This window comes from Paraburkholderia youngii, from assembly GCF_013366925.1.
In the GTDB taxonomy this organism is placed as follows: Bacteria; Pseudomonadota; Gammaproteobacteria; order Burkholderiales; family Burkholderiaceae; genus Paraburkholderia; species Paraburkholderia youngii.
Map to the genome: position 1 here is coordinate 4,204,422 of NZ_JAALDK010000001.1, position 26,235 is coordinate 4,230,656.

Annotated in this window: 22 protein-coding genes; 11 read left to right on the top strand and 11 right to left on the bottom strand. The window is 65.9% G+C overall.

The genetic code is table 11. The features are described from left to right. Positions 1-285 precede the first annotated feature (285 nt). Positions 286-555, bottom strand: a complete 270-nt coding sequence (locus G5S42_RS19335; RefSeq protein WP_152851132.1) for an acyl-CoA-binding protein — start codon at positions 553-555, stop codon at positions 286-288. Positions 556-721: 166 nt separating this feature from the next. Here G5S42_RS19335 and tsaB point away from each other — a divergent pair, with 166 nt between their 5' ends. From tsaB to G5S42_RS19355, 4 genes are read left to right on the top strand one after another with little or no spacing between them, the layout of a single operon-like run. Continuing rightward, complete coding sequence (gene tsaB, locus G5S42_RS19340; protein ID WP_176108264.1) at positions 722-1,558, top strand: tRNA (adenosine(37)-N6)-threonylcarbamoyltransferase complex dimerization subunit type 1 TsaB; 837 nt, start codon at positions 722-724, stop codon at positions 1,556-1,558. After that, complete coding sequence (rimI, locus tag G5S42_RS19345) at positions 1,555-2,049, top strand: ribosomal protein S18-alanine N-acetyltransferase (RefSeq protein ID WP_176108265.1); 495 nt, start codon at positions 1,555-1,557, stop codon at positions 2,047-2,049. The genes tsaB and rimI overlap by 4 nt, the downstream gene beginning before the upstream one ends. Further along, positions 2,036-3,022, top strand: coding sequence for a uracil-DNA glycosylase (locus G5S42_RS19350; protein WP_176108266.1), 987 nt, complete (start codon positions 2,036-2,038; stop codon positions 3,020-3,022). The genes rimI and G5S42_RS19350 overlap by 14 nt, the downstream gene beginning before the upstream one ends. A gap of 26 nt (positions 3,023-3,048) precedes the next feature. Further along, complete coding sequence (locus G5S42_RS19355; protein WP_176108267.1) at positions 3,049-4,050, top strand: DUF1853 family protein; 1,002 nt, start codon at positions 3,049-3,051, stop codon at positions 4,048-4,050. A gap of 6 nt (positions 4,051-4,056) precedes the next feature. On the opposite strand, the gene thiD is transcribed toward G5S42_RS19355, so the two are convergent. Continuing rightward, positions 4,057-4,863, bottom strand: a complete 807-nt coding sequence (gene thiD / locus G5S42_RS19360) for a bifunctional hydroxymethylpyrimidine kinase/phosphomethylpyrimidine kinase (RefSeq protein ID WP_176108268.1) — start codon at positions 4,861-4,863, stop codon at positions 4,057-4,059. A 61-nt stretch (positions 4,864-4,924) separates the two neighbouring features. Then, complete coding sequence (gene lplT, locus G5S42_RS19365; RefSeq protein WP_176108269.1) at positions 4,925-6,232, bottom strand: lysophospholipid transporter LplT; 1,308 nt, start codon at positions 6,230-6,232, stop codon at positions 4,925-4,927. 218 nt (positions 6,233-6,450) lie between these two features. Between lplT and alr the strand changes: the two genes are divergently transcribed. The 3 genes from alr to G5S42_RS19380 all read left to right on the top strand — a co-directional run bounded on the left by alr (position 6,451) and on the right by G5S42_RS19380 (position 9,333). Beyond that, positions 6,451-7,521, top strand: coding sequence for an alanine racemase (alr, locus tag G5S42_RS19370; RefSeq protein ID WP_176108270.1), 1,071 nt, complete (start codon positions 6,451-6,453; stop codon positions 7,519-7,521). 3 nt (positions 7,522-7,524) lie between these two features. Then, a complete protein-coding gene (gene radA, locus G5S42_RS19375) occupies positions 7,525-8,901 on the top strand; it encodes a DNA repair protein RadA (protein WP_013089722.1) in 1,377 nt (458 codons plus the stop codon). A gap of 153 nt (positions 8,902-9,054) precedes the next feature. Then, complete coding sequence (locus G5S42_RS19380) at positions 9,055-9,333, top strand: DUF2866 domain-containing protein (protein WP_176108271.1); 279 nt, start codon at positions 9,055-9,057, stop codon at positions 9,331-9,333. Positions 9,334-9,343: 10 nt separating this feature from the next. Here G5S42_RS19380 and G5S42_RS19385 read toward each other — a convergent pair whose 3' ends face one another. Both G5S42_RS19385 and G5S42_RS19390 read right to left on the bottom strand, forming a co-directional pair. Then, the gene (locus G5S42_RS19385) at positions 9,344-10,399 is read right to left on the bottom strand and encodes a CaiB/BaiF CoA transferase family protein (RefSeq protein WP_176108272.1); all 1,056 of its coding nucleotides are present in this window, start codon (positions 10,397-10,399) and stop codon (positions 9,344-9,346) included. A gap of 124 nt (positions 10,400-10,523) precedes the next feature. Next, positions 10,524-12,479, bottom strand: coding sequence for an ATP-binding cassette domain-containing protein (locus G5S42_RS19390; protein WP_176108273.1), 1,956 nt, complete (start codon positions 12,477-12,479; stop codon positions 10,524-10,526). A 166-nt stretch (positions 12,480-12,645) separates the two neighbouring features. Between G5S42_RS19390 and G5S42_RS19395 the strand changes: the two genes are divergently transcribed. Next, a complete protein-coding gene (locus G5S42_RS19395; RefSeq protein WP_013089718.1) occupies positions 12,646-13,125 on the top strand; it encodes a glutathione peroxidase in 480 nt (159 codons plus the stop codon). 11 nt (positions 13,126-13,136) lie between these two features. Here G5S42_RS19395 and cls read toward each other — a convergent pair whose 3' ends face one another. The 6 genes from cls to dapC all read right to left on the bottom strand — a co-directional run bounded on the left by cls (position 13,137) and on the right by dapC (position 19,548). Next, positions 13,137-14,624 carry a cardiolipin synthase gene (gene cls / locus G5S42_RS19400; RefSeq protein WP_176108274.1) on the bottom strand — a complete coding sequence of 496 codons (1,488 nt, stop codon included), beginning with the start codon at positions 14,622-14,624 and terminating at the stop codon, positions 13,137-13,139. A 281-nt stretch (positions 14,625-14,905) separates the two neighbouring features. Next, a complete protein-coding gene (gene prmB / locus G5S42_RS19405; protein ID WP_176108275.1) occupies positions 14,906-15,790 on the bottom strand; it encodes a 50S ribosomal protein L3 N(5)-glutamine methyltransferase in 885 nt (294 codons plus the stop codon). 14 nt (positions 15,791-15,804) lie between these two features. Continuing rightward, on the bottom strand, positions 15,805-16,944 hold the full coding sequence (gene dapE / locus G5S42_RS19410) for a succinyl-diaminopimelate desuccinylase (RefSeq protein WP_176108276.1): 1,140 nt from the start codon (positions 16,942-16,944) through the stop codon (positions 15,805-15,807). Positions 16,945-17,072: 128 nt separating this feature from the next. Then, the gene (locus G5S42_RS19415) at positions 17,073-17,438 is read right to left on the bottom strand and encodes an ArsC family reductase (RefSeq protein WP_018435509.1); all 366 of its coding nucleotides are present in this window, start codon (positions 17,436-17,438) and stop codon (positions 17,073-17,075) included. Continuing rightward, a complete protein-coding gene (gene dapD / locus G5S42_RS19420; protein WP_176108277.1) occupies positions 17,438-18,265 on the bottom strand; it encodes a 2,3,4,5-tetrahydropyridine-2,6-dicarboxylate N-succinyltransferase in 828 nt (275 codons plus the stop codon). The genes G5S42_RS19415 and dapD overlap by 1 nt, the downstream gene beginning before the upstream one ends. A 62-nt stretch (positions 18,266-18,327) precedes the next feature. Then, on the bottom strand, positions 18,328-19,548 hold the full coding sequence (gene dapC, locus G5S42_RS19425; RefSeq protein ID WP_176108278.1) for a succinyldiaminopimelate transaminase: 1,221 nt from the start codon (positions 19,546-19,548) through the stop codon (positions 18,328-18,330). Between the two features lie 374 nt (positions 19,549-19,922). On the opposite strand from dapC, the gene G5S42_RS19430 reads away from it, so the two are divergent. The 3 genes from G5S42_RS19430 to G5S42_RS19440 all read left to right on the top strand — a co-directional run bounded on the left by G5S42_RS19430 (position 19,923) and on the right by G5S42_RS19440 (position 26,100). After that, the gene (locus tag G5S42_RS19430; RefSeq protein ID WP_176108279.1) at positions 19,923-20,972 is read left to right on the top strand and encodes a DMT family transporter; all 1,050 of its coding nucleotides are present in this window, start codon (positions 19,923-19,925) and stop codon (positions 20,970-20,972) included. 179 nt (positions 20,973-21,151) lie between these two features. Next, complete coding sequence (gene smc, locus G5S42_RS19435; protein ID WP_176108280.1) at positions 21,152-24,670, top strand: chromosome segregation protein SMC; 3,519 nt, start codon at positions 21,152-21,154, stop codon at positions 24,668-24,670. A 113-nt stretch (positions 24,671-24,783) separates the two neighbouring features. Then, complete coding sequence (locus G5S42_RS19440; protein WP_176108281.1) at positions 24,784-26,100, top strand: cell division protein ZipA C-terminal FtsZ-binding domain-containing protein; 1,317 nt, start codon at positions 24,784-24,786, stop codon at positions 26,098-26,100. Positions 26,101-26,235: the final 135 nt, after the last annotated feature.

Consider the following 26,235-nt stretch of genomic DNA (forward strand, 5'->3'; position numbering starts at 1 on the left):
AGTTTTTCGTTAGAAGCTGTATCGGATGCGACATGCCAACATGGCGAGTCGCCAGCCTGGGACTTGAGCCCGTAGTGGGCTAGGCAGAAGGGGACAGGTTCTAAACTGGATTGGAGCAAACGCTATGGGACGCTGCGCCGCGAGGACCGTTGGAAAAAACGGGCGAAGCAGTGAAGCGCAGGCGGCATTATAGCGACCTTTGCTGCACTGCGCCACCATTCAGGCAATTCCGACAGAAAAAAGTGACGGAATGCAGTAGGGAATTGAGATTGGCGCGCCGGAGACTCAGGCCGCGGCACCGCTCTTCAGCGATTCGACGAGCTCGACGTATTGCTGCTTAGCAGCGTCCTGCGCGGTGCCCTTGAGCGCCGCCCAAGCTTCGTACTTGTATTTGCCGACGATGTCGGTGAAGCCCGGCTTGTCGCCGTGCACGTCGCCTTCGCTCGCCTGCTTGAAGAGCGCATACAGACGCAGCAGCGTCAGATTGCCCGGACGCTCGGGCAACTGCTTGACGTCCTGCTGGGCTTGTTCGAACTGGGAGTTGATATCGGTCATGGTGGTTTGGCCCGCGTGGCGGGATAGATGAGATCGGCTGAAAATCATAACAATTGACCGCCGCCGCGGGGCCGAGGGCTTATTCCAAACCGGGCGGCCGCGAAGGGGGGCAGCGTGGTCGCGCAAACCACCATTCACGCGCACCGCGCCGATTACAATACGGTCCATGACTCAAACAGTGCTCCTTGCAATCGATACATCGACCGAATTCTGTTCGGCGGCGCTCGTGTCCGCGTCCGTCGATGCCGCCGGTCAGCCCAACGCCGAACCGCGCGTCTGGGTTCGTCACGAACAAACCGGCGCGGTGTCCAGTACCCGCCTGCTGCCGGCGATCCGCGAACTGTTCGACGAAGCCGGCCTCACGTTGGCGGACTGCGACGCGATCGCGTTCGGCTCGGGTCCGGGTTCGTTCACCGGACTGCGTACGGCGACCGGTGTCGCCCAAGGCCTCGCGTTCGGCCTGAACCTGCCAGTCGTACCGATCGGCACGCTGCTCGCGTGCGCGGAGAGCGCCCGCCTGCGCGATCCGTCGACCACGCGCGTGCTGGCCGCGCTCGACGCGCGCATGGACGAAATCTACTGGGCCGACTACGCGTGGGACGACGCGCAACACGAATGGCGCACCGTTCAGACGGCGTCGCTCGATGCGCCCGAGCGGATCGCGCTGCCCGACGTACCGTTCACACTCGCCGGCAACGCGGCAGCCGCGTTCGGCGAGCGATTGCCGGCGGTTGCGGCCGCGCAGCGCGTCGATGGCGAGGCGTTGCCGCATGCGTTGCCGCTCGCGTACGCGGCGCTGCGCGCGTTTCACGCGGGTCGCACCGTACCAGCCGATCAGGCCGCGCCCGAGTACGTCCGCGACAAGGTCGCGCAGACGACCGCCGAGCGCATGGCCGACAAAGCGGCGAAATCGGCCAAAGCGGCTCATAGCGCCGGGCAGTCCGCACAGAGTGCGCCCAACGGCGCGGCTGGCCAGCCGTCCCACGACGAGGCGCGCCCATGAGCGGCGTGCTGCTCACGGACCGCTACATGTCGCCGATGACCGAAAGCGACCTGGACGAAGTCGCCGCGATCGAGAAGCTAGCGTATGAGTTTCCGTGGAGTCGCGGCAACTTCGGCGACTCGCTGCGCAACGGCTATTTCGGCGTCTGTCTGCGTCACGTGACGGGCACTTTGATCGGCTATTGCGTGCTGATGCCGGTCGTCGACGAAATGCATCTGCTAAATCTTTGCGTCGCACCTCAAGCGCAAGGCGCCGGCGCGGGCCTCGCGCTGCTGCGCGAGGCGGTGCGCATCACGCACGCGGAGAAGCTCGACGGGCTGCTGCTCGAAGTGCGGCCGTCGAATCATCGGGCAATCCGGTTGTACGAGCGCTTTGGCTTCGCATCGATCGGCCGGCGCAAAAATTATTATCCGGCGCGGCATCGCGCCCGGGAAGACGCGATCGTGATGCGTCTGTCGTTTGCCACGGAGGGCGAAGATGGCGCTGCATGAAACGGTGCTCGAAGAATTTGGACTCGCGCCGCTGTGGGTGCGTCGCGGACTCGCCGCGCGCGAGGCGGAGGCCGGGCAGGGTGATGCGTCGCAGTCGCTGGCGGAACACGCAAACGACGAGCGACGCGCGGAGCCGGCGCCGCAGACCGCGCGCGAAGCGCTGCGCGCAACCGCCGACGCGCAGCCGCAGCAAGCGCCGCGTGAACCCGCACCGCGCTTCGACGAAACCGCCGCGCGCCGCGAGACATCACAACCGCAACCGGACTTTTCAGCCCCGCCAACTTTCGATGCACCACCCGACGACGACTTCGCGTGGTTCGACGATCCAACGGCATCGGCCCCCGCACCGGCCGAAGCACGCCGCGACGCGCCCGCGCTGCCGGCTATCCACACGCTCGACTGGGACGCGCTCGCCGAGCGCGTCGCCGGATGCGAGGCCTGCCGGCTGTGCGAGAAGCGCACGAACACGGTGTTCGGCGTCGGCGATCGCGAGGCCGACTGGATGCTGATCGGTGAAGCGCCCGGCGAGAACGAGGACCGTCAAGGCGAACCGTTCGTCGGCCAGGCCGGCAAGCTGCTCGACAACATGCTGCATTCGCTCGCGCTCGCGCGCGGCACCAACGTCTATATCGCGAACGTGATCAAGTGCCGGCCGCCTGGCAACCGCAATCCGCAGCCGGATGAGGTCGCGCGTTGCGAACCTTATCTGCAGCGCCAGGTGTCGCTCGTGAAGCCGAAGCTGATCGTCGCGCTCGGCCGTTTCGCCGCGCAAAGTCTGCTGAAGACCGAGGCGAGCATTTCGTCGCTGCGCGGCCGCGTGCATACGTACGAGGGTGTACCGGTGATCGTCACCTATCATCCGGCCTATCTGCTGCGTAGCCTGCCCGACAAGGCCAAGGCATGGACGGACCTGTGCCTTGCGCGCGCCACGTGGCTCGCGAACGGCGGCGCGCCGTCGAACGAATCAAAGTGACGATCCCCGAGGGACCGGCGGCGCGCATGTCCGCCACGTCTGTCAGCCGCGCGGCGCTTCTCGATACGTTGCTGGGTTTGCGTGACGATGCTTCAGTCGATGCGCTGCGCGATCCCGCCGTCCGCGATCTCGCCTGGCTGCTGCTGAGTCCCGATCTGTTGCGCCCTCAGCCTCCCGCGGGCGCGCTCGCCGATCCATTCGACACACCGCAGGAATTGCAGGCCACGCTCGACTGGCTGCGCGCGCTCGATGCCACTCCAGAACCTCTGCATCAGGATCTCGCGGCAACGCGCATCACGCGTCTTGGCCGCTACGCCGAACGCCTGCTGGGCTTTTTCCTTCGTCATGGGCCGGGCACGCAACTTATCGCAGCGGGTGTGCCGCTACGGCACGCGGGCCGCACGCTCGGTGAATGCGATTTCCTCGTGCGCACACGCGAGGGCGCGCGACTGCATTGGGAACTCGCGGTGAAGTGCTATCTGCATGCGGGCGATCCGAATGGGGCAGAGGCGGCGCGTCTCGCCGATTATGTCGGCCCCAATCTGAAGGACCGCTTTGATCTGAAGCTCACGCATCTGCTCGATCATCAGTTGCCGCTCAGCGCACGCGAGGAATTTGCAACGACGGGCTATACGGGCGCGTGGACGCCGCAGATGTTCGTCAAAGGCTGGCTGTTTTACCGGCATGGCGCCACGCCCACCGATCCTCCCGAACTCGATCCCGCGCATGGCCGCGGCTGGTGGGTTACGCATCGCGACTGGCCGGCTTTCGAGTGCGCGCACACGCGCAAGTGGCGGCTGTTGCCGCGGCTCGAATGGCTCGCGCCGCAGTATCGAATGCAAGCCGGCGCGGACGACTCGAGCTATGTCGACGCAACCGCGCTCGCCGCTCGAATCTCACCGCAATACGGCCCGACGATGGTTGCCGGATTTATCGAAGACAACACGGGACGTCTGCTCGAGCGCTCGCGCGGCTTTATCGTGCCCGACGACTGGCCCGAGCACGCGCGGCGTTACGCGAAGCAATAGCGTCGCTCACCACCACCGATGAAAGTGATGCACCGGCCCCACGCCGTGGCCGACGTCGAGCCGCTCGCTCGCCTGCAGCGCACCGGTTAGATAAACCTTCGCATCGGCCACGGCGCTAGCGAGATCGTCGCGCTGCGGAATCAACGCCGCGATCGCCGACGACAACGTGCAGCCCGTTCCATGCGTGTTCTTCACCGGCACGCGCGGACCGCCGAGACGCAGCGTGCCGCTTTCCTGCACGAGCCAGTCGGGGCTATCGGTCGCGCTCAGATGGCCGCCCTTCATCAGCACCGCGCGCGCGCCGAGCCCGCGCAACGCTTCGCCTTGCTCGACCATGCCGGCTTCGCCGGTGGCGGGCTGCGTGCCGAGCAACGCGGCCGCTTCCGGCAGATTCGGCGTCAGCAGATCGGCGAGCGGCAGCAGTTCGTCGCGAACCACCGCGACCGCATCGGGCAGCAATAGCGCGTGATTGCTCTTCGAGATCATCACCGTGTCGAGCACGATGTGTTTGGGCCGGTGACGGCGCAGCGCGTCGGCAACCGCGCGTGCGATCGGCGCGTTCGCGAGCATGCCGATCTTCACCGCGTCGATGCGGATGTCGTCGAACACCGCGTCGAGCTGCGCGGTGATGAACCCTGGGTCCGGCGCGTGGATCGCGGTCACGCCGCGCGTGTTCTGCGCGGTCAGCGCGGTGATCACGCTCGCGCCATAGGCGCCGAGCGCGGAGAAAGCCTTCAGATCGGCCTGGATGCCGGCGCCGCCGCCGGAATCGGAACCGGCGATCGTCAGCACATTGGGAATCGTTTGAGTCATGGTCGAGCGAGGAAGAAGAAGGGCGCGCTCGTGCGTGTCGCGGCCGGCCCGGCGCGGTTGATCAGTGCTTGGCTTCGCCGATCAGCGCGACCGAATCGAACGCGCGCTGGTTCGCCTGGTGGCGTCGCATGACGAGCCACATCATCACACACACAAAGGTGCCGAACAGCACGATCACGACGGTAACCGGCACGTCGAGCCACACGAGCACCGCGTACAGGCACAGCATCACGAGCACGGACAGATTCTCGTTGAAGTTCTGCACGGCGATCGAATGGCCTGCCGACAGCAGCACGTGCCCGCGATGCTGCAGCAGCGCATTCATCGGCACGACGAAAAAGCCCGACAGGCCGCCCACGAACATCAGGAAGATATACGCGAAGATCAGGTAGCCCGACACGTGCATGCGGCCAAAATAAATGCCCCAGTGCGGGGGAAACAGATCGCGCGTATAGAACGCCATCAGCATCACGGAGATACCCATCATGATGCCGACCGGCAAGACCGACAGCGACTTCTTCAACGGCACACGCGAAGCCGCAAAAATCGCGCCGCCCGCGACGCCCACCGCGACCACCGCCTGCAGGATCGCCGCCTCGGACAGCGACATGCCCAACGACACCTCGGCCCATTTCAGCACGATGAATTGCAGCGTCGCACCCGCGCCCCAGAACAGCGTCGTCACGGCGAGCGAAATCTGTCCGAGCTTGTCACGCCACAGCACGAGAAAGCAGTCGGCGAAATCGGTGATCAGACGGATCGGACCGTGTTCCTGGCGCGGATAGCGCGCGCCGGTGTCGGGAATGCGCAGATTGAATAGCGCGGCGACCACGTAAATGCCCATGATCACGAGCATCGCGGCTTCCGCAGGCGTGTTCACGGTGGGGACGTGCCATTTGAGAATCGGCGCGGCGATGTGCGGGCTGATCAGCGCGCCGCCGAGGACCGTGCCGAGAATGATCGAGCCGACCGTGGTGCCTTCGATCCAGCCGTTCGCGGCGACCAGCCGGTCAGGCGGCAACAGTTCGGTGAGAATGCCGTATTTGGCGGGCGAGTAGGCCGCCGCGCCGAAGCCGACGATGCCGTACGCAATCAGCGGATGCGCGCCGACCAGCATCGTGATGCAGCCGACCACCTTGATCGTATTGGTGATGAACATCACGCGTCCTTTCGGACGGGAGTCGGCGAATGCGCCGACGAAGGCGGCAAGGACGACGTACGACAGCACAAAAAACAGCTTGAGCAGCGGCGTCATCCAGTTCGGAGCGTGAAGATCTTTCAGCAGTGCGATAGCAGCGATCAGAAGCGCATTGTCGGCCAGCGACGAAAAAAACTGCGCGGCCATGATGGTGTAAAAGCCTTTTTTCATCTGATGCGATGCTGTCCTCGCTGCGGTCCGTCCGCCCCGGCCGTTTGTTATGCGTCCGGGCTTATGCCGATCGAAATGGGTTGTGCGCACGGCTTTATATCATGAAAATAGATGGATTCAGACTAGCAGAATCCTTGATCGCACCGCCCAGCGGGCCGCAGAGCGCTGAAAACGCCTTGTAAGCCGCTGATTCGCAAGTGTCTTTTCGAAAAAATCCCATGCCGCGCCCCCTTTCCGCCACGATTCATACCGCTGCTCTCGCCAATAACCTCGCTGTCGCGCGGCGCTATGCGCCGAAATCGAAAATCTGGGCCGTCGTCAAGGCTAATGCCTATGGGCATGGCCTCGCGCGCGTGTTTCCCGGATTGCGCGCGACGGACGGCTTTGGGTTGCTGGACCTCGAAGAAGCGGTGAAGTTGCGTGAATTGGGCTGGGCAGGCCCAATTCTTCTGCTGGAAGGCTTTTTTCGGCCGACCGACATCGACGTAATCGACCGCTACAGCTTGACCACGGCGCTGCATTCTGACGAGCAGCTACGCATGCTCGAAATGGCGCGCCTGTCGAAACCGGTCAATATCCAGTTGAAGATGAACACCGGCATGAACCGGCTCGGCTATACGGTCGAAAAATTCCGTGCCGCATGGGAGCGCGCGCGCGCCTGCCCAGGGGTCGGCCAGATCACGTTGATGACGCATTTTTCGGATGCCGATGCAGAGCGCGGCATCGCGCATCAGCTGGAGGCGTTCGAGCGCGGCGCGCAGGGCATCGCCGGTGCGCGCAGCCTGTCGAATTCGGCCGCGACGCTGTGGCATCCCGAAGCGCATTTCGACTGGGTGCGTCCCGGCATCATCCTGTATGGCGCGTCGCCGTCCGGCGTGACGGCCGCGATCGACGGCACCGGCCTGCAGCCCGCGATGACGCTCGCGTCGGAACTGATCGCCGTGCAAACGCTCGCCGAAGGCAGTTCGGTCGGCTACGGGTCCACGTTCACCGCGCGCGGGCCGATGCGCATCGGCGTGGTCGCGTGCGGTTACGCGGATGGCTATCCGCGCGTCGCGCCCGAAGGCACGCCGGTGATCGTCGATGGCGTGCGCACGCGAATCGTTGGACGTGTGTCGATGGACATGCTGACCGTCGACCTGACCCCGGTGCCGACCGCCAACGTCGGCTCGCGCGTGGAACTGTGGGGTACCGCGCTGCCCATCGACGACGTCGCGCAAGCCTGCGGCACGATCGGCTACGAGCTGATGTGCGCGGTCGCGCCGCGTGTGCCGGTTCGGGCGGAGTAACGCGTGGCGAAAGCGAAGACGTTGTACATCTGCGGCGAATGCGGCGGACAGTCGCCGAAGTGGTCCGGTCAATGCCCGTCCTGCCAGGCGTGGAACACGCTCGTCGAATCGGTCGCCGAGGCGCCGTCCGGTCACCGTTTCCAGTCGCTTGCGAAGAGCACACCAGTGCGGCGCCTCGCCGACATCGACGCGTCGGACGTGCCGCGCTTTTCCACCGGCGTCAGCGAATTCGACCGCGTGCTCGGCGGCGGCCTCGTGCCGGGCGGCGTGGTGCTGATTGGCGGCGATCCGGGCATCGGTAAATCGACGCTGCTGTTGCAGTCGCTCGCGGAAATCGCCGCGGACAAGCGCGCGCTCTATATCAGCGGCGAAGAATCGGGCGCGCAGATCGCGTTGCGCGCGCAACGGCTCGCACTGCTCGAACCCGGCTCGAAGGCGAGCGAACTGCAATTGCTCGCGGAAATCCAGCTCGAAAAAATTCAGGCGACGATCACCGAGCAACGGCCCGAAGTCGCCGTGATCGATTCGATCCAGACCGTCTATTCGGATGCTTTGACATCGGCGCCGGGCTCGGTTGCGCAAGTGCGCGAGTGCGCCGCGCAACTCACCCGCATCGCCAAGCAGTCGGGCACCACGATCATCATGGTCGGGCACGTGACGAAAGAGGGCGCGCTTGCGGGGCCGCGCGTGCTCGAACATATCGTCGATACGGTGCTGTATTTCGAAGGGGATACGCACTCGTCGTACCGTCTCGTGCGCGCGATCAAGAACCGCTTCGGCGCGGTCAACGAGCTCGGCGTGTTCGCGATGACCGAGCGTGGTTTGCGCGGCGTCGCGAATCCGTCGGCATTGTTTTTGTCGCAGCACGAACAGTCGGTGCCGGGGTCCTGCGTGCTCGTCACGCAGGAGGGCACGCGGCCGTTGCTCGTCGAAGTGCAGGCGCTCGTCGATTCGGCCAACGCGCCGAATCCGCGGCGCCTCGCGGTCGGCCTCGAACAGAACCGGCTCGCGATGCTGCTCGCGGTGCTGCATCGGCACGCGGGCATCGCCTGTTTCGATCAGGACGTGTTCCTGAACGCGGTGGGCGGCGTGAAGATCTCCGAGCCCGCCGCAGACCTCTCGGTACTGCTCGCGATTCATTCGTCGATGCGCAACAAGCCGCTGCCGAAAGGGCTCGTCGTGTTCGGCGAAGTCGGCCTCGCCGGCGAAATCCGGCCGTCGCCGCGCGGTCAGGAACGCCTGAAGGAAGCGGCCAAGCTCGGCTTCTCGGTGGCGGTGATTCCGAAGGCCAATGCACCGAAACAGCCGATCGAAGGCTTACAGGTCGTTGCGGTCGAACGGATCGAACAGGCCATCGACCGCGTCCGCACGCTCGAATAGACGGGGGCGGCGACGGCTCGCCGGTACTTTGTGCGCTTGCGGTCGCGTAATGCCCTGTAAATATCGCCATATTGGCTGTAACCTGGCCGCCATACCTTTTTCCTAAGCTGTAACGATATGCATCCCTTCTGATGCTCGAAAAAGGATCGCGCTTTGAAACAGTCACATGAAACCGCTGCCGACCAGCACATCCAGGTGCGCGGCTGCCGGGTCTCCGCACCGATTCATCAGCCTTGGGGCGGCGCTTGCCGAATCGTCGAGTGGATCGACACCGCCGGGCAGATCTCGCGGCGGGTGGTGGCCGAAGACGTGACAGCCGCCGAAGTGCGCGCCACGATCAGCCGCCATGTGGAAGGTCGCAAGCACTTGCTGTACGACGACGAGAAATCGCCGCGTCAAACGTTGCCGCGCCAGACGGCGACGCGGCGTTGACGGTGGCGGTTCATGCCCCGTCGTCGTCCGAGTCGGCGGCGCTCGCGGCCACCGCCGCATACGCATGCGGATTGAACAGCGGATGCTGCGCCGCTTCAGCGGGCGTGAGCACCGGCGACACGCAGCAATCGAGCGATTCCAACGATTCCACCCACTCGCCGAGCGTGCGCGTCGCGATCACCTCAGCGAGTTCCCGGATGAGCGCCAAGGCATCGGGACCGCCGATCGCCTGCCCCAGGCTCCAGTGACGCGTCGCCCATTCGGGCCGGTCGAGCGCCATGCACAGCGTTTCCCAGAATTTCAATTCGAGCGCGCCGACCGCGAGCCAGCGCTCATCGCTCGTGCGGTACAGGTTGTAGCAGGGCACGCCGCCATTCAACAGACCACGGCCCGCGGCGGGCGCCGCCCCTTCGTTGAGCAGCGAGACCTGCGCGACGAAGTTGTGCGCATAGCTCGTGTGCGTCATCGATACATCGACGAAGCGGCCCGCGCCGCCTCGCGCGACATGCCAGAGCGCGGCGAGAATCTGCGTGACCGCGCTCAAGGCGCCACCGAGCAGATCGGCGATCTGGAAGTTCGGCAGGATCGGCGCACCGTCGCGGCTTGCCAGTTGATCGAGCACGCCCGCATAGCCGATGTAGTTCAGGTCGTGACCGGCATGGTCCGCGAATGGACCGCTTGCGCCATATCCGCTGATCGCGCAATAGACGAGCCGCGGATTGGCCGCGCTGAGCGCCGCGTAACCCAGGCCGAGCCGCTCCATCACGCCGGGCCGGAAGCTCTCGATCAGCACGTCGGCTTCGGCCGCGAGCGCGCGCAGCACGTTGCGTCCCGCTTCGGATTTGAGGTCGAGGCGCGTCTCGCGCTTGCCGCGATTGACCATCCGGTAGAACGCACCGGGCCGGCCCGCGACACGATCGCTCGACGATTGCATCATCGTGCGCGTCGGGTCGCCCGCGCCGGGCGCCTCGATCTTCAGCACATCGGCGCCGAGCTCGGCGAGACGCAGCGCGGCCGCCGGCCCCGGCAAGAGGCGCGTGAGGTCGAGCACGCGGAGTCCTTGCAACGGTGGCGGCAGCTCGGTTGCCGTTGCAGCTGCGGGTCCAGACACCGATGACGCGGACGACGAGTTCGCAAATGACAAAGCCAAGCTCCCGTGGATGCCGGCGCGGCCCGGCCGTTGCGTGCCGCTAGCCGATCTGTTCGAGTTCCTCGTGCGTCTCCAGCCATTCGGCTTCGAGCGTATCGAGGCGCGCGTTCACGTCTGCCTGACGGCGGATCGCCTCCGTCAGTTTGCTCTTCTGTTCCGGCTCGTAACTCGCGGGATCGACGACGAACGCATCGAGCGTCGTCTTCTCCGCGTTGAGCGCGTCCATTTCCTTTTCGATCTTCGCGATACGGCTTTGCAGCGGTTTCTTCAGATGCGCGAGCTTCTGCCGCGTTTCCGCTTCGAGGCGGCGCTGCTCCTTGCGATTGACGTTGCTGTCGCCATTTGCCGCGCCGTTGGACGCCGCGTCCGACGCACCGGAAGCGTTCGCCTTCAACGCCGCGCGCTGCTCGGCCGCATGCTGCAGCAGCCAGTCGCGATAGTCGTCGAGATCGCCGTCGAATTCCTGCAGACGATGCTTCGCGACCAGCATGAACTGATCGGTCGTCGCGCGCAGCAGATGGCGGTCGTGCGACACCAGAATCAGCGTGCCTTCGAATTGCGCAAGCGCCATCGTCAGCGCGTGGCGCGTTTCGAGATCGAGGTGGTTGGTCGGCTCGTCGAGCAGCAGCAGGTTCGGCTTCTGCCAGATGATCAGCGCAAGCGCGAGGCGTGCCTTCTCGCCGCCCGAGAACGGCGCGATCTTCGCGGTCGCCATGTCGCCGGAAAAGTTGAAGCTGCCGAGGAAGTCGCGCAGCTCCTGCTCGCGGGTGTCGGGCGCGAGACGCGCGAGGTGCTGCAACGGCGTGTCGTCGGGGCGCAGCGTTTCGAGCTGATGCTGCGCGAAGTAGCCGATGCGCAAACCCTTGCCTTCGCGCACGTGGCCGGAGAGCGGTTCGAGCGTGCCCGCGAGCGTCTTGATCAGCGTCGACTTGCCCTGGCCGTTCGCACCGAGCAGGCCGATGCGCTGACCGTTCTGGATCGACAGCATCACGCGCTCGACGATCGGAATCTCGCTGCCGTCTTCGGCGTGATAGCCACAGCGCACCTCTTCCATCACCATCATCGGATTCGGCGCGGAGTCGGGCGTACGGAACTCGAACGTGAACGGCGACGCGACGTGCGCGGGCGCGATCAGCTCCATCTTCTCGAGCGCCTTCACCCGGCTTTGCGCCTGGCGCGCCTTGGTGGCCTGCGCCTTGAAGCGGTTGATGTAGCTCTGCAGATGCGCGACCGTGCGCTGCTGCTTTTCGTACGCGCTCTGTTGCAGCGCGATCTGCTGCGCGCGCAGCACTTCGAATTGCGAGTAGTTGCCGCCGTAGCGCTTGATCTGCTGGTTCTCGAGATGCAGCGTGACATTGCAGACGGAATCGAGAAACTCGCGGTCGTGCGAGATCACGATCAGCGTGCCGGCATAGCGATTGAGCCAGTCTTCGAGCCAGACGATCGCGTCGAGGTCGAGGTGGTTGGTCGGTTCGTCGAGCAGCAGCAGGTCGGAGCGGCACATCAGCGCCTGCGCGAGATTCAGCCGCATGCGCCAGCCGCCCGAGAAGCTCCTGACCGGCTCACGGGTCTGGTCGAGCGTGAAGCCGAGGCCGAGCAGCAACGCTTCGGCGCGAGCCGGCGCGGTGTAGCCGTCGGCGTCGGCGAACGCGGCGTGGGCTTCGGCTTCGGCTGCGCCGTCGTGCGCCGCGGAGGCCGAAGCGATGCGCGCCTCGATGTCGCGCAGCGCGGCGTCGCCGTCGAGCGTGTAGGCGAGGGCGGTTTTGTCGACGGCGGGGGTTTCCTGCGCTACGTGGGCGATGCGCCAGGTCGGCGGGATCGAGAAATCGCCGCCGTCCGCATGCAGCTCGCCGCGCAGCACGGCGAACAGCGTCGACTTGCCCGCGCCGTTCGCCCCGACGAGGCCGGCTTTTTCACCGGGGTTCAACGTGAACGTGGTGTTGTCGAAAAGCGGCTTGGTGCCGCGCGCGAGGCTGAACTGATTGAAGCGGATCACGACGTGGCCGGCTGAAGAAAACCGCTATTTTAGACTGCCCGGCGGGTTGCCGGGCGCGCGGCGCCGATCGCCCGGCTGTCACATCGAGCGCAGCCGCCATCGGCCATTCGGCTGACTGTATCGGCAGCGCTTTTGGCATAGACTGACGGCTTTCACGGGAGGGCACATGACATCGATCTATTCGTTTTCGGCACGCACGCTCGGCGGCGAGGAAGCGAGTCTCGCGAAGTACCAAGGCAAGGTGATGCTGATCGTCAATACCGCGAGCGAATGCGGGTTCACGCCGCAGTACGCGGGCTTGCAGAAGCTGTACGACGCCTATGCGGCGCGCGGGCTCGCGGTGCTCGGCTTTCCGTGCAATCAGTTCGGCAAGCAGGAGCCGGGCGACGCCGCGCAGATCGGCAGCTTCTGCGAGAAGAACTACGGCGTGACGTTCCCGATGTTCGACAAGATCGACGTGAACGGCCCGAACGCGCACCCGCTATTCCGTTACCTGACGATCGAAGCGCCGGGGCTGCTCGGCCTCGAGGCGATCAAGTGGAATTTCACGAAGTTTCTGATTGGCCGCGACGGCAACGTGGTCAAGCGCTATGCGCCGCTGACGAAGCCCGAGGCGATCACCGAGGATATCGAAGCGCTGCTGTAACAGGAGCGCTTTTACAGGATCGGCGAAAAGAGCCGCGCGACGTGCATCAGCATGCGTCGCAGCGCGTTCGCCTTGCGGTACTCGTCGCGATCGATTTCCCGCGACTCGGCGAAGTCGTCGAGCAGCATCGTTTCGACTTCGAGCGCGAAGCCGCGGTCGACGGTCAGCACCATGATCTCGAAGTTCAGACGGAACGAGCGGTTGTCGAGGTTGGCGCTGCCGATCGCGGCCGCGTTGCTGTCGATCAGCACGACCTTCTGGTGCAGGAAACCCGGCTGATAGCGGAAGATGCGAATGCCCGCGCGCAGCGAGTCGTATGCGTATAGCTTCGACGCCGCGAACACCACGCGGTGATCGCGCCGGCTCGGAATCAGGATGCGCACGTCGACGCCCCGCAGCGCCGCGAGCCGCAGCGCGGCGAACACCGCCTCGTCGGGCACGAGGTAGGGCGTCGTGATCCAGATCCGTTCGCGCGCCGCGTTGATCGCTTCGACGAAAAACAGCGAGCAGGTCTCCTGGTTGTCGGCCGGGCCGCTCGGCAGCACGATGCAGTGCATGTTGTTCGCGGGGCGTTCGATGGTGTCGTGGGCGTCGTGCTGTTCGACGGATGGGACGGCTGATTCGGCGGCCGGCAGGTCGAACTCGGGCAACTGCTGCGTGGCCCAGTACCAGTCCTCGATAAAAACGAACTGGATGCTGGCGACCGCCGGGCCGCGCACCTCGATGTGCGTATCGCGCCACGGCGACAGCGGCGGCTTCGCGCCCAGATATTCGACGCCTACGTTGTGACCGCCAATAAACGCGCGCTCGCCGTCGACCGCCACGATCTTGCGGTGATTGCGGAAGTTCAGTTGCAGACGGTTGACGAAGCGGCGGTTCGTCGCGAACGGCTGCATCTCGATGCCGGCCGCGCGCAGTGCCGCGACGTAGCGGTGCGGCAGATCGAAGCTGCCGATGCTGTCATACAGAAAGTACACGCGCACGCCTTGTTGCGCTTTCGCGATCAGCGCGTCTTTCAGCATGTCGCCGAGCGCGTCGGCGCGCACGATGAAGAACTGCACGATTACATAGCGGCGCGCGTTCTGGATCGCGTCGAAGATCGCCTCGAAAGTCGCCGTGCCGTTGATCAGTGTGCGCACGGTATTGCCGGGCAGGAATGGCATGCCGCCAAGGCGCGTCAGCGACTGCACGAGCCGCGAGCCGAGCTGCTGCGTCGGCACCCCGGCCGACGACGCGTGCGTGTCCCACACCTGCGGATGCGCGCGTGTGCGCAGCAGCTCGTTCTCGACGCGGCGCGCGTCCGCGTAGCCGGCGAACTTGCTGCGGCCAAGGAACAGGTAGGGCACGAGCGTCAGATAAGGCATCGCGACGAGCGACACGGCCCACGCGATCGCCCCTTGCGAGGTGCGGGTATGGAGGATCGCGTGAGCAGCCGCGATGATGCCGAGAATGTGGGCAAGGAGAACCAGCGGGCCGACGTGAAGCAGGTCGAATGTCATAAGCTCGCGAACAGTTGGCGAAGCGCCGTGATTCAGGAAACGGAGGCGGGCACAGGCTCGCTTCGTGGTCTGCGGCGAACGCGTCGGGCAACGAATTCAGACTGCGGCTGCGGCGCCTGGGAAAGCGCCAAAAACGGGCTAAAAACCCGCGCTAAAAAATAGCGCAAAAACTCGTACGAATAAACCGTGTGTGCTGCGGCGCGCGGCGCGCGCGTCACTTGCGAAATCCGCTGCAAGCGGCGCCGCGCACGTCGCGCGATCAAACGGACAGCACGCCGCACTCAGACCGGCAAGTCGCTGGCCTGAATCAGGAACACGTTGTCGTCGCCGGCGCTGGTGGACAGCCACACGAGGTCCAGACCGCCGAACGCCGCCTCGACGTGCTCGCGTTCGTTGCCGATCTCGATGACGAGCACGCCGTCTTCGGTCAGCCAGTTGCGCGCGTCGGCAATGATCCGGCGCACGATGTCCATGCCGTCCGCGCCACCCGCGAGTGCCATCTCCGGCTCGTGCTTGTATTCGGCCGGCAACTCCTGCATCGACTTCGCGTTCACGTACGGCGGGTTGCTGATGATCACGTCGTAGCGGCGCTCGGCGAGCGGCGCGTACAGATCGCCTTCGAACAGCGCGATGCGGTCGTCTAGGTGGTAGTCGAGCACGTTGCGAGTCGCGACTTCGAGCGCGGGCGCGGACAGATCGACCGCGTCGACGTCGGCGTTCGGGAACGCGTGGGCGGCGAGGATCGCGAGACAACCGGAGCCGGTGCACAGCTCGAGCACCGCGCCGACCTGCTCGGGGTCCTCGACGTACGGCTGCAGGCCGTCCTGCAGCAGCTCGCCGATGAACGAGCGCGGCACGATCACGCGCTCGTCGACGTAAAAGTGATAGCCGTGCATCCACGCTTCCTGCGTGATATACGCGGCCGGCACGCGTTCGGCCGCGCGTCGCTCGATCACGTTCAGCACCGCCTCGATTTCGGCCGTGGTCAGGCGCGAATCGAGAAACGGCTCGAGCAGGTCGAGCGGCAGGTGCAGCGTGTGCAGGATCAGATAGGCGGCTTCGTCGTAGGCATTGGCCGAGCCGTGGCCGAAAGACAGCTTGGCCTCGCTAAATCGCGACACTGCATAACGCAGCAGGTCGCGGACGGTGCAAAAAGGAAGCGTCATCGCAAGGTTCCTGGTTATGCGATCAGTTGTTCGAGCACGCGACGATACACGTTCTTCAGCGGCTCGATATGGGCGACTTCGATATGTTCGTCGATCTTGTGGATGCTCGCGTTAAGCGGACCGAACTCGATCACCTGCTTGCAGATGCGCGCGATGAAGCGGCCGTCCGACGTGCCGCCGGTGGTCGACAGTTCAGTGTCCACGCCGGTCTCGTCCTTGATCGCTTGCGCGAGCGCGCTCGACAGCTCGCCCCGCGGGGTGAGAAACGGCAGGCCGCTCACGGTCCATTGCAGGTCGTATTCGAGGCCGTGTTTGTCGAGAATCGCGTGCACGCGTTTTTGCAGGCCTTCGACGGTGCTCGCGGTCGAGAAGCGGAAGTTGAACATCACGTCCGCATGGCCGGGGATCACGTTGGTCGCGCCGGCGCCGCTGTGGATGTTCGACACCTGCCAGGTGGTCGGCGGGAAATATTCGTTGCCTTCGTCCCAGCGCTCGGCAACGAGTTCGGCGAGCGCGGGCGCGAGCAGGTGCACCGGATTCTTCGCCAGATGCGGATAAGCGATATGGCCTTGCACGCCTTTGACGATCAGCTTGCCCGACATCGACCCGCGCCGGCCGTTCTTGACCATGTCGCCGAACCGCTCGCTGGAGGTCGGCTCGCCCACGATGCAGTAGTCCATGCGCTCACCGCGCTCCTGCAATGCTTCGACGACCTTGACGGTGCCGTCGGTGGCGGGACCTTCCTCGTCGCTCGTGATCAGGAACGCGATCGAGCCGCGGTGCCGAGGGTTAGCCGCGACGAACTCCTCGCTCGCGACGACGAAGCCGGCGATCGATGCCTTCATGTCCGCCGCGCCGCGGCCGTACAGCTTGCCGTCGCGCTGGGTCGGCACGAACGGCGCCGAGTGCCATTGTTCGAGCGGGCCGGTCGGCACCACGTCGGTGTGACCGGCGAACGCGAGCAGCTTGCCCGCGGTGCCGTCGACGCCGCGCTTGACGGCCCACAGGTTGGTCACGCCGTTGGATTCGATCGTCTCGTGCTCGAAGCCGAGCGCGGCCAGGCGCTCGATCAACAGACGCTGGCAATGCTGGTCGTCGGGCGTCACGGACGCGCGCGCGATCAGTTGTTCGGTAAGGGCGAGGGTGCCGGACATGGATTCAGTACAAGCCACTTTGAAATGAAAAAATGCCGGCTCGCGGTGAGCCACCGCAGCCGGCAACAGCCTTTGAACGACGCGACGCGAGGCCGCGCGTCTTACTGCCTTGTGCCTGAGTCTGGCGCTCAGGCAAACAACGCCGCGTACTCGTCGGCGGAAAAACCGAGCGACTTCACGCGCCCGTTCACGACCAGCACCGGCCGCTTGATCACCGACGGCTTGTGGATCATCAGCGCGATCGCGCCCGGCTGCGTTTCAGCGGCCGCCTTCATGTCGTCGGACAGCGCGCGCCACGTCGTGCCGCGGCGGTTCAGCAGCGCGTCGAGCTTGACGTCCTTGAGCCAGTCCTGCACGAGCGGCTCGGTCACGCCGGCCTTCTTGAAGTCGTGAAACTCGAACTCGACGCCGTGCTCTTCGAGCCACACACGTGCCTTCTTTACGGTGTCGCAGTTCGGAATGCCGTAGACGACGGTTTTGGTGCCGCGCGCCATCAGTCGCCTCGCAGCAACTCGTTCAGGCCGACCTTCGCGCGCGTTTTCGCGTCGACCTTCTTGACGATCACCGCGCAGTACAGGCTGTGCGTGCCGTCCTTCGACGGCAGGTTGCCCGCCACCACGACCGAGCCCGCCGGAATGCGGCCGTACGTGACTTCGCCGGTTTCGCGGTCGTAAATCTTGGTGCTCTGGCCGAGGTACACGCCCATCGAGATCACCGAGTTTTCCTCGACGATCACGCCTTCGACGACTTCCGAGCGCGCGCCGATGAAGCAGTTGTCTTCGATGATGACCGGGTTCGCCTGCAGCGGCTCGAGCACGCCGCCGATGCCGACGCCGCCCGACAGGTGCACATTCTTGCCGATCTGCGCGCACGAGCCGACGGTGGCCCACGTGTCGACCATCGTGCCTTCGTCGACGTATGCGCCGATGTTGGTGTACGACGGCATCAGCACGACATTCTTCGCGATGAACGAGCCGCGGCGCGCGATCGCGGGCGGCACCACGCGGAAGCCGCCGGCGGCGAAGTCTTCAGCGGTGTAGTTGGCGAACTTCGACGGCACCTTGTCGTAGAACTGGCTGTAGCCGCCGGCCGGCATCGGCGCGTTGTCTTCCAGACGGAACGACAGCAGCACGGCTTTCTTCAGCCACTGGTTGACGATCCAGTCGCCGTCCTTCTTTTCGGCGACGCGCAGCGCGCCCTTATCGAGTTGCTCGATCGCGTGGGCGACGGCTTCGCGCACTTCGGCCGGCGCGGCTTTCGGCGACAGCTCGGCGCGGTTGTCCCAGGCGGTATCGATGATGCTCTGAAGTTGTTGCGACATATGCGTGATTTTCTGAAGGGTTGAAGTCTGGAGACGGGGATGCGGTGCGGCTCGGGTGCGGCTCAAGCCGCAGCGAGAGACCGGCAGAATTCGACGATCCGCTGCGCGCCTGCCGTGCATTCGTCGACATCGGCGACGAGCGCGAGGCGCACGAAATTGCGGCCGGGGTTCACGCCGTGCGCGGTGCGCGCGAGGAACGAGCCCGGCAGAACCGTCACATTATAGTCGGCGTAGAGGCGCTGGGCGAACTCGGTGTCCGTGAGGCCGGTGCGCTCGACATTGGCCCACAGGTAGAACGCGGCGTCGGGCAAGCGCACGTCGAGCACGTCGGCGAGCATCGGCGTGACGGTGGTGAACTTCTGCAGGTACTTCGCGCGGTTCTCGCGCACGTGCGTCTCGTCGCTCCACGCGACCACGCTCGCGCTCTGGTACACGGTGGAGAGCGCCGCGCCGTGGTACGTGCGATACAGCAGGAACGACTTCAGAATCGACGCGTCGCCGGCGACGAAGCCCGAGCGCATGCCCGGCACGTTCGAGCGCTTCGACAGGCTCGACAGCATCACGAGGCGCTCGAAGCCGCGGCCGAGCTGGTGCGCCGCTTCGAGACCGCCGAGCGGCGGCTTCGACTCGTCGAAATAGATTTCCGAGTAGCACTCGTCCGACGCGATCACGAAGCCGTAGCGGTCCGACAGCGCGAACAGTTCGCGCCAGTCGTCGAGCGTGAGCACGGCGCCGGTCGGGTTGCCCGGCGAGCAGACGTACAGCAGTTGCGTGCGCGCCCAGACGTCGGCGGGCACCGCCGAGTAGTCGCACGCGAAGTTGCGCGCCGGGTCGCTGTTGACGAAGTACGGCTGGGCGCCGCCGAGCAGCGCCGCGCCTTCGTAGATTTGGTAGAACGGGTTCGGACAGAGTACGATCGCAGGCTCTCCGTCGGCATCCCGGCGCGGGTTCAGCACCGTCTGCGCGAGCGCGAACAGCGCCTCGCGCGAACCGGACACCGGCAGCACCTCGGTCAGCGGATCGAGCGGCGGCAGGTTGTAGCGTTGCGTGACCCACTTCGCGATCGACTCACGCAGCGGCGCCGAGCCGAGCGTGGCCGGATAGGCAGCGAGGCCGCCGAGCGAAGCGATGACGGCGTCGCGGATCAGTGGCGGCGTCGGATGTTTCGGCTCGCCGATGCCGAAGCTGATATGCGCGAGGCCGGCCGGCGGCGTGACGTCCTTGAAAAGCAGGCGCAGCTTTTCGAACGGATAGGGCTGAAGGGAGTCGAGTAGCGGATTCACGGAACGAGTTGGCCTGATCGGAATGGACGCGGATGAAAGTCGGGACGACCGGGCACGCGCGCCGGCGGGCGTCGGTGCATCAAACATGAATCGGCGTCCCTGCGCGCGATGGACTGGCCGGCGGCGAGCCGGCCACCAGCGGCGGCGAACGGACGATTATAGCGTGGCGCGCCCGCGGGCCAAGCGGGAGGTTGCCGCGCGGCGCGGCAGCAATCCGCGAGGCGGCGCACCGGCGCGCCGCGGCGGGAACGGCGCGAATCCCCTACGGTTCGCGTAAAAGAATTTGCAGGAGCAGCAATGTACGCAGCAGAGCAGCAGACACCCGGCTGGACCCTCATCCGACCCGCCCACGGCGCCCGTCGGAGTCCGGCCCCATGACCAACTGGCTTCGCAACGGCTGGCCGACGCTCGCGATCATGCTGGGCGCGTCGGTCTGGGGGATGGTCTGGTACCCGCTGCGCATGCTCGCCGCGCTCGGCGTGAGCGGCACCGCAGCGAGCGCGCTGACGAGCGGCACCGGCTGCCTGTTCGTGCTGCTCGTGCGGCATCGCGCGCTGAAGACCGTGCGATGGCACTGGCTGCTGCCGGCGCTCGCGCTGGCCGCCGGCGTCACGAATCTCGGCTTCGTGTGGGGCGCGATCCACGGTCAGGTGATGCGCGTGCTGCTGCTGTTCTATCTGACGCCCGCGTGGACCGCGCTGTTCGCACATTTCATCCTGCATGAGAGGCTCACGTGGTCGGGCGCGGCGCTGGCCGCGCTGTCGCTCGCGGGCGCGATGACGATGCTGTGGTCGCCGCGGCTCGGCATTCCGGTGCCCGGCAATCCCGCCGAATGGGCCGGGCTCGCCGGCGGCATGGGCTTCGCGATGAGCAATGTGCTGATTCTGAAGACGAGCCGCGTGCTGCCGGACATGAAGCCCGAAATGCGCACCGCGGTGGTCTTCGGCGGCGCGGCGCTGTTCGGCGCGCTCGCGTCGCTCATCGAGCCGATGCCCGCGCCGCCCACCGGCGCGCATCTGGATACCGCGGCGCTGCTGGTGCTCGGTCTCGGTCTGCTGCTCGCGTCGAACAATATGCTGGTGCAGTACGGGCTCTCGCGCGTGCCGGCCAATCGCGCTTCGATCATCATGCTGTTCGAGCTGGTCGTGACGGCGCTGTCGGCGTGGCTGTTCGCCGGCGAAGTACCGGGGCCGCGCGAATGGGCCGGCGGCGCGTGCATCGTGCTCGCATCGGCGTTGTCGAGCTGGGTGCATCGGACGAGGACGGCGCCCCCCGATCCGGCCATCGGCGACACGGACGGGCCGAGCGGCGACGATGGACGCGGTGGCCCGTGCGGTGAGCAACGCGGTGACGAACACGGCCGTGACGGCGATAGCGACGACCACCGAAAGGGCGGTAAGAATCGTCCACGCGCGATGGTATGATTCCCCCTCATTAGCCGGCGCATGCGCACCTGTGCCTTCGATGTGCATGGGCGCACGCAGCCGGCAACAAATTGCGAAGGCTCGCGAGGTTGCGTGGGGCCGTCCCGCCGCGGCGGTGAACGACTGGCGCAACCTCGCGAGCCACCTATCACACTCTCTTTTCAAACAGCGAAATCGCCGTGCGGCTCACCTCGATCAAACTCGCTGGCTTCAAATCCTTCGTCGATCCCACGCATTTCCAGGTCCCAGGCCAGCTGGTTGGCGTGGTCGGTCCGAACGGGTGCGGCAAATCCAACATCATCGACGCCGTGCGCTGGGTGCTCGGCGAATCGCGCGCCTCTGAATTGCGCGGCGAGTCGATGCAGGACGTGATCTTCAACGGCTCGACCGCCCGCAAGCCCGGCAGCCGCGCGAGCGTCGAACTCGTGTTCGACAACGCGGACGGCCGCGCCGCCGGCCAGTGGGGCCAGTATGCGGAGATCGCCGTGAAGCGCGTGCTGACGCGCGACGGCACCTCGAGCTACTACATCAACAATCTGCCGGCGCGCCGCCGCGATATCCAGGACATCTTCCTCGGCACCGGCCTGGGTCCGCGTGCGTACGCGATCATCGGGCAGGGCATGATCGCGCGGCTGATCGAGGCGAAGCCCGAAGAGCTGCGCGTGTTCCTCGAAGAAGCTGCCGGCGTGTCGAAGTACAAGGAACGCCGCCGCGAGACTGAGAACCGTCTGCACGACACGCGCGAGAACCTGACGCGCGTCGAGGACATCATCCGCGAGCTCGGCACGAACCTCGAGAAGCTGGAGGGGCAGGCGGTCGTCGCGACGCGTTATCGCGAGCTGCAAAGCGATGGCGAGGAAAAGCAGCGTCTGCTGTGGCTATTGCGCAAAAACGAGGCGGCTGGCGAGCAGCAGCGTCAGCAACGCGCGATCGAACAGGCGCAGATCGACCTCGAGGCGCAAACCGCGAAGCTGCGCGAAGTCGAGGCGGAACTCGAAACGCTGCGCGTCGCGCATTACTCGGCGAGCGACGCGATGCAGGGCGCGCAGGGCGCGCTGTACGAGGCGAACGCGGAAGTGAGCCGGCTGGAAGCTGAGATCCGCTTCATCGTCGAATCGCGCAACCGCGTGCAGGCGCAGATCGCCGCGCTGACCGCGCAGCGCGAACAGTGGCAATCGCAGGCTGACAAGGCGCAGGACGATATCGCCGACGCCGAAGAACAACTGGCCGTCGCCGAAGAAAAAGCCGTGCTGGCCGAAGAGAACGCCGCCGCCAAGCACGACGCGCTGCCCGCGCTCGAAGCGCGCTGGCGCGACGCGCAGGCGGAGCTGAACACCGAGCGCGCCGGCATCGCGCAGACCGAGCAGGCGCTGAAGCTCGAAGCCGCGCATCAGCGCAATGCCGATCAGCAATTGCAGCAACTGCAGCAGCGCCAGGAGCGGCTGAAATCGGAAGAGGGCGGCCTCGACGCGCCCGACGAAGCGCAGCTCGAGGAGTTGCGCATGCAGCTCGCCGAGCACGAGGAAATCCTGCACGACGCGCAGGGACGCCTCGCCGACGCGCAGGAAACACTGCCGCGGCTCGACGGCGAACGGCGCGCCGCGCAGGAGCGCGTGCAGGCCGAAAGCGCGCAGATTCATCAGCTCGATGCGCGCCTCGCCGCGCTCAAGCAGCTGCAGGAAAACGTGCAGACCGAAGGCAAGATCCAGCCGTGGCTCGACAAGCACGAATTGGGCAGCCTGCCGCGTCTATGGAAGAAGCTGCATGTCGAGGCCGGTTGGGAAACCGCGCTCGAAGCGGTGCTGCGCGAGCGCCTCGCCGCGCTCGAAGTGTCGAATCTCGACTGGGTCAAGGCGTTCGCAACCGACGCGCCCCCCGCCAAGCTCGCGTTCTACGCACCGCCCGCGGCCGGTCAGCCGGCCCCGTCCGCCGGCGCGCTGCGCTCGCTTTTGTCGCTCGTGCGCATCGAGGACGCGGGTATCCGCGCGGTGCTGACCGACTGGCTCGGCCTTGCGTTCGTCGCCGACGATCTGCAGCAGGCGCTTTCTATGCGCGCGCAGCTGCCCGAGGGCGGCGCATTCGTGGTGAAGGCGGGGCACGTGGTCACGCGCGTCGGCGTGCAACTGTACGCGGCCGATTCCGAACAGGCCGGCATGCTCGCGCGTCAGCAGGAAATCGAAAATCTCGGCCGCCAGGTGCGTGCGCAGGCCTTGCTCGCCGATGAGGCGAAGGCCGCCGCGATCCGCGCCGAAGCCGCGCACACGCAAGCCGCGCAGGCGCTCGCCGAAATGCGTCAGCAAGCCGAACGCGCGACGCAGCGGGTCCACGCGTTGCAGATGGACGTGCTGAAGCTCACCCAGGCGCACGAGCGCTATACACAGCGCAGCACGCAGATCCGCGAGGAACTCGAAGAGATTGCCGCCCAGGTCGACGAGCAGCGTGCGCTGCGCGCGGAATCGGAAGCGAACTTCGAGCGTCACGACGGCGAGCTCGCCGAACTGCAGGCGCGCTTCGAAGACCATCAGCTCGCCTTCGAAGCACTCGACGAAGAACTGACGACCGCCCGCGGCGAAGCACGCGATCTCGACCGCGCCGCCACCGACGCGCGCTTTGCCGCGCGCAACATGGCGAACCGCATCGACGAATTGAAGCGCAGCATTCAGGTCGCGCACGAGCAGAGCGAGCGCGTTGCGGGCTCGCTCGAAGACGCGCGCGCCGAGCTCGAAACGATCAACGAGCAGACCGCGCACACCGGTCTGCAGGACGCGCTCGATATCCGCGCCGTCAAGGAAGAGGCGCTGCGCGCCGCGCGCGTCGAGCTCGACGACCTGACCGCGAAGCTGCGCTCGGCCGACGAAACGCGCCTCACCGCCGAGCGCGCGCTGCAGCCGCTGCGCGACCGCATTAACGAATTGCAGTTGAAGGAGCAGGCCGCGCGCATCAACGGCGAGCAGTTCGTCGAGCAATTGACCGCGGCCGGGGTCGATGAAGCCGATCTGCAAGCGAAGCTGACGCCGGACATGAAGCCCTCGTACCTGCAGGGCGAAGTCACGCGCATCAACAACGCGATCATCGCGCTCGGGCCGGTCAACATGGCCGCGCTCGACGAGCTGAAGGCCGCGACCGAGCGCAAGAGCTTCCTCGATTCGCAGTCGGCCGACCTGACGAGCGCGATCGAAACGCTCGAAGACGCGATCCGCAAGATCGACGCCGAAACGCGCACGCTGCTGCAAAGCACGTTCGATGAAGTGAACCGTCATTTCGGCGAACTGTTCCCGCGTCTGTTCGGTGGCGGCCAGGCGAAGCTGATCATGACCGGCGACGAAATCCTCGACGCCGGCGTCCAGGTGATGGCGCAGCCGCCGGGCAAGAAGAATTCGACGATTCACCTGCTGTCGGGCGGCGAGAAAGCGCTGACCGCGACCGCGCTCGTGTTCGCGATGTTCCAGCTGAATCCGGCGCCATTCTGTCTGCTCGACGAGGTGGACGCGCCACTCGACGACGCCAACACCGAACGCTTCGCGAATCTGGTCCGGGCGATGTCGGACAAAACCCAGTTCCTGTTCATCTCGCACAACAAGATCGCGATGGAGATGGCGCAGCAGCTGATCGGCGTGACGATGCAGGAGCAGGGCGTCTCGCGGATCGTTGCGGTCGACATGGAAACGGCGGCGGGTTTCGCCCAGAATATCGTTTGAGTTAACGCCTTCGCGGGCATCCGCATTCAGCGCAGCGGCCTCGATGAGAGCCGCGCGGTACGTGGAGCGGACGGCAGGCCTGCGTGGATAGAAGAATTGCTGACGGAGCATGCATGGACGAGTTGACACTCGGTTTGATCGGCGCGGGTGCCGTGGTGGTGGGGGGCGTGGTCGTGTACAACGCGTGGCAGGGCGCGAAGGTGCGTCGCAAGATGCCGCGGCCGATGCCGGCCGACACCGCCGAGAGCCTCGCGCGGGACGAGCATGAGGAGCAGAGCCCGTTCATCGAGCCGGCCCGGCCGACCACGCGGCGCGAGCCCAGCGTGAGCGCCGAGGCGACCGCGCACCCGAGCGCCGCGCGCGTCGAGCCGACGTTCGGCGCGGGCGCGGCGCCGCTCGATACACCGGCTGATATCCAGGCCGAGATGACGTCGCCGAACGGTTACCCGTTGGCGGATTCCGATACCGCCGGCGAAGGCGAGCATGCGGCGGCTTCGGACGCCGACGTGGAGCGACCCGCGGCCGAAGCGCCCGCGGCCCAGCCGGCGCCCGCCGAGCACGAGCGGGTCGAACCGATCCTGCCGGCCGCCACGACGATCTCGTCGGCGCCGCCGGCCATCGTGGATCGGCGCATCGACTGTATCGTGCCGATCCGATTGAACGGTCCCGTGGCCGGCGACAAGGTGCTGCCGCTCGCGCAGCGCTTGCGTCGCGCGGGCAGCAAGCCCGTGCATATCGAAGGCAAGCCCGAAGGCGGCGGCGCATGGGAGCTGCTGCAGAACGGCACGCGCTACGACGAACTGCGCGCGGCCGCGCAGCTCGCGAACCGCAGCGGCGCGCTCAACGAGCTCGAATTTTCCGAGTTCGTGACCGGCGTGCAGCAGTTCGCCGACGCGCTCGACGCCGCGCCGGAATTCCCCGACATGCTCGAAACCGTCGCGATGGCGCGCGAGCTCGATGGCTTTGCCGCCCAGTGCGACGCGCAGCTGTCGATCAACGTGCTGTCGGACGGCGCACCGTGGTCGGCCAACTACGTGCAGGCGGTCGCGTCGCAGGACGGTCTGCTGCTGTCGCGTGACGGCACGCGCTTCGTCAAGCTCGACTCGCGGCAAAACCCGGTATTCATGCTGCAGTTCGGCGACACCAACTTCCTGCGCGACGACCTCACGTATAAAGGCGGCGAGATGATCACGCTGGTGCTCGATGTGCCGGTCGCCGACGAAGACATTCTGCCGTTCCGTCTGATGTGCGATTACGCGAAGTCGCTGGCCGAGCGTATCGGCGGACGCGTGGTCGACGACGGCCGCCGGCCGTTGCCCGAAAGCGCGCTGCTCGCGATCGAAAAACAGTTGATGACGCTGTACGCGAAGCTCGAACAGGCGGGCATTCCGGCGGGTTCGCCGGCCACGCGGCGCCTGTTCAGCCAGTAAGCCCATTTCAGCGTTCTACGCATTTTGACGACGGCCGCACGATGTGCGGCCGTCGTCGTTTCCGGCCTGCATCGCAGCACGGTTTGCGCGGTATTCACCGATGTAAAGGGGCACGCTTCCTGCGATAATCCGATG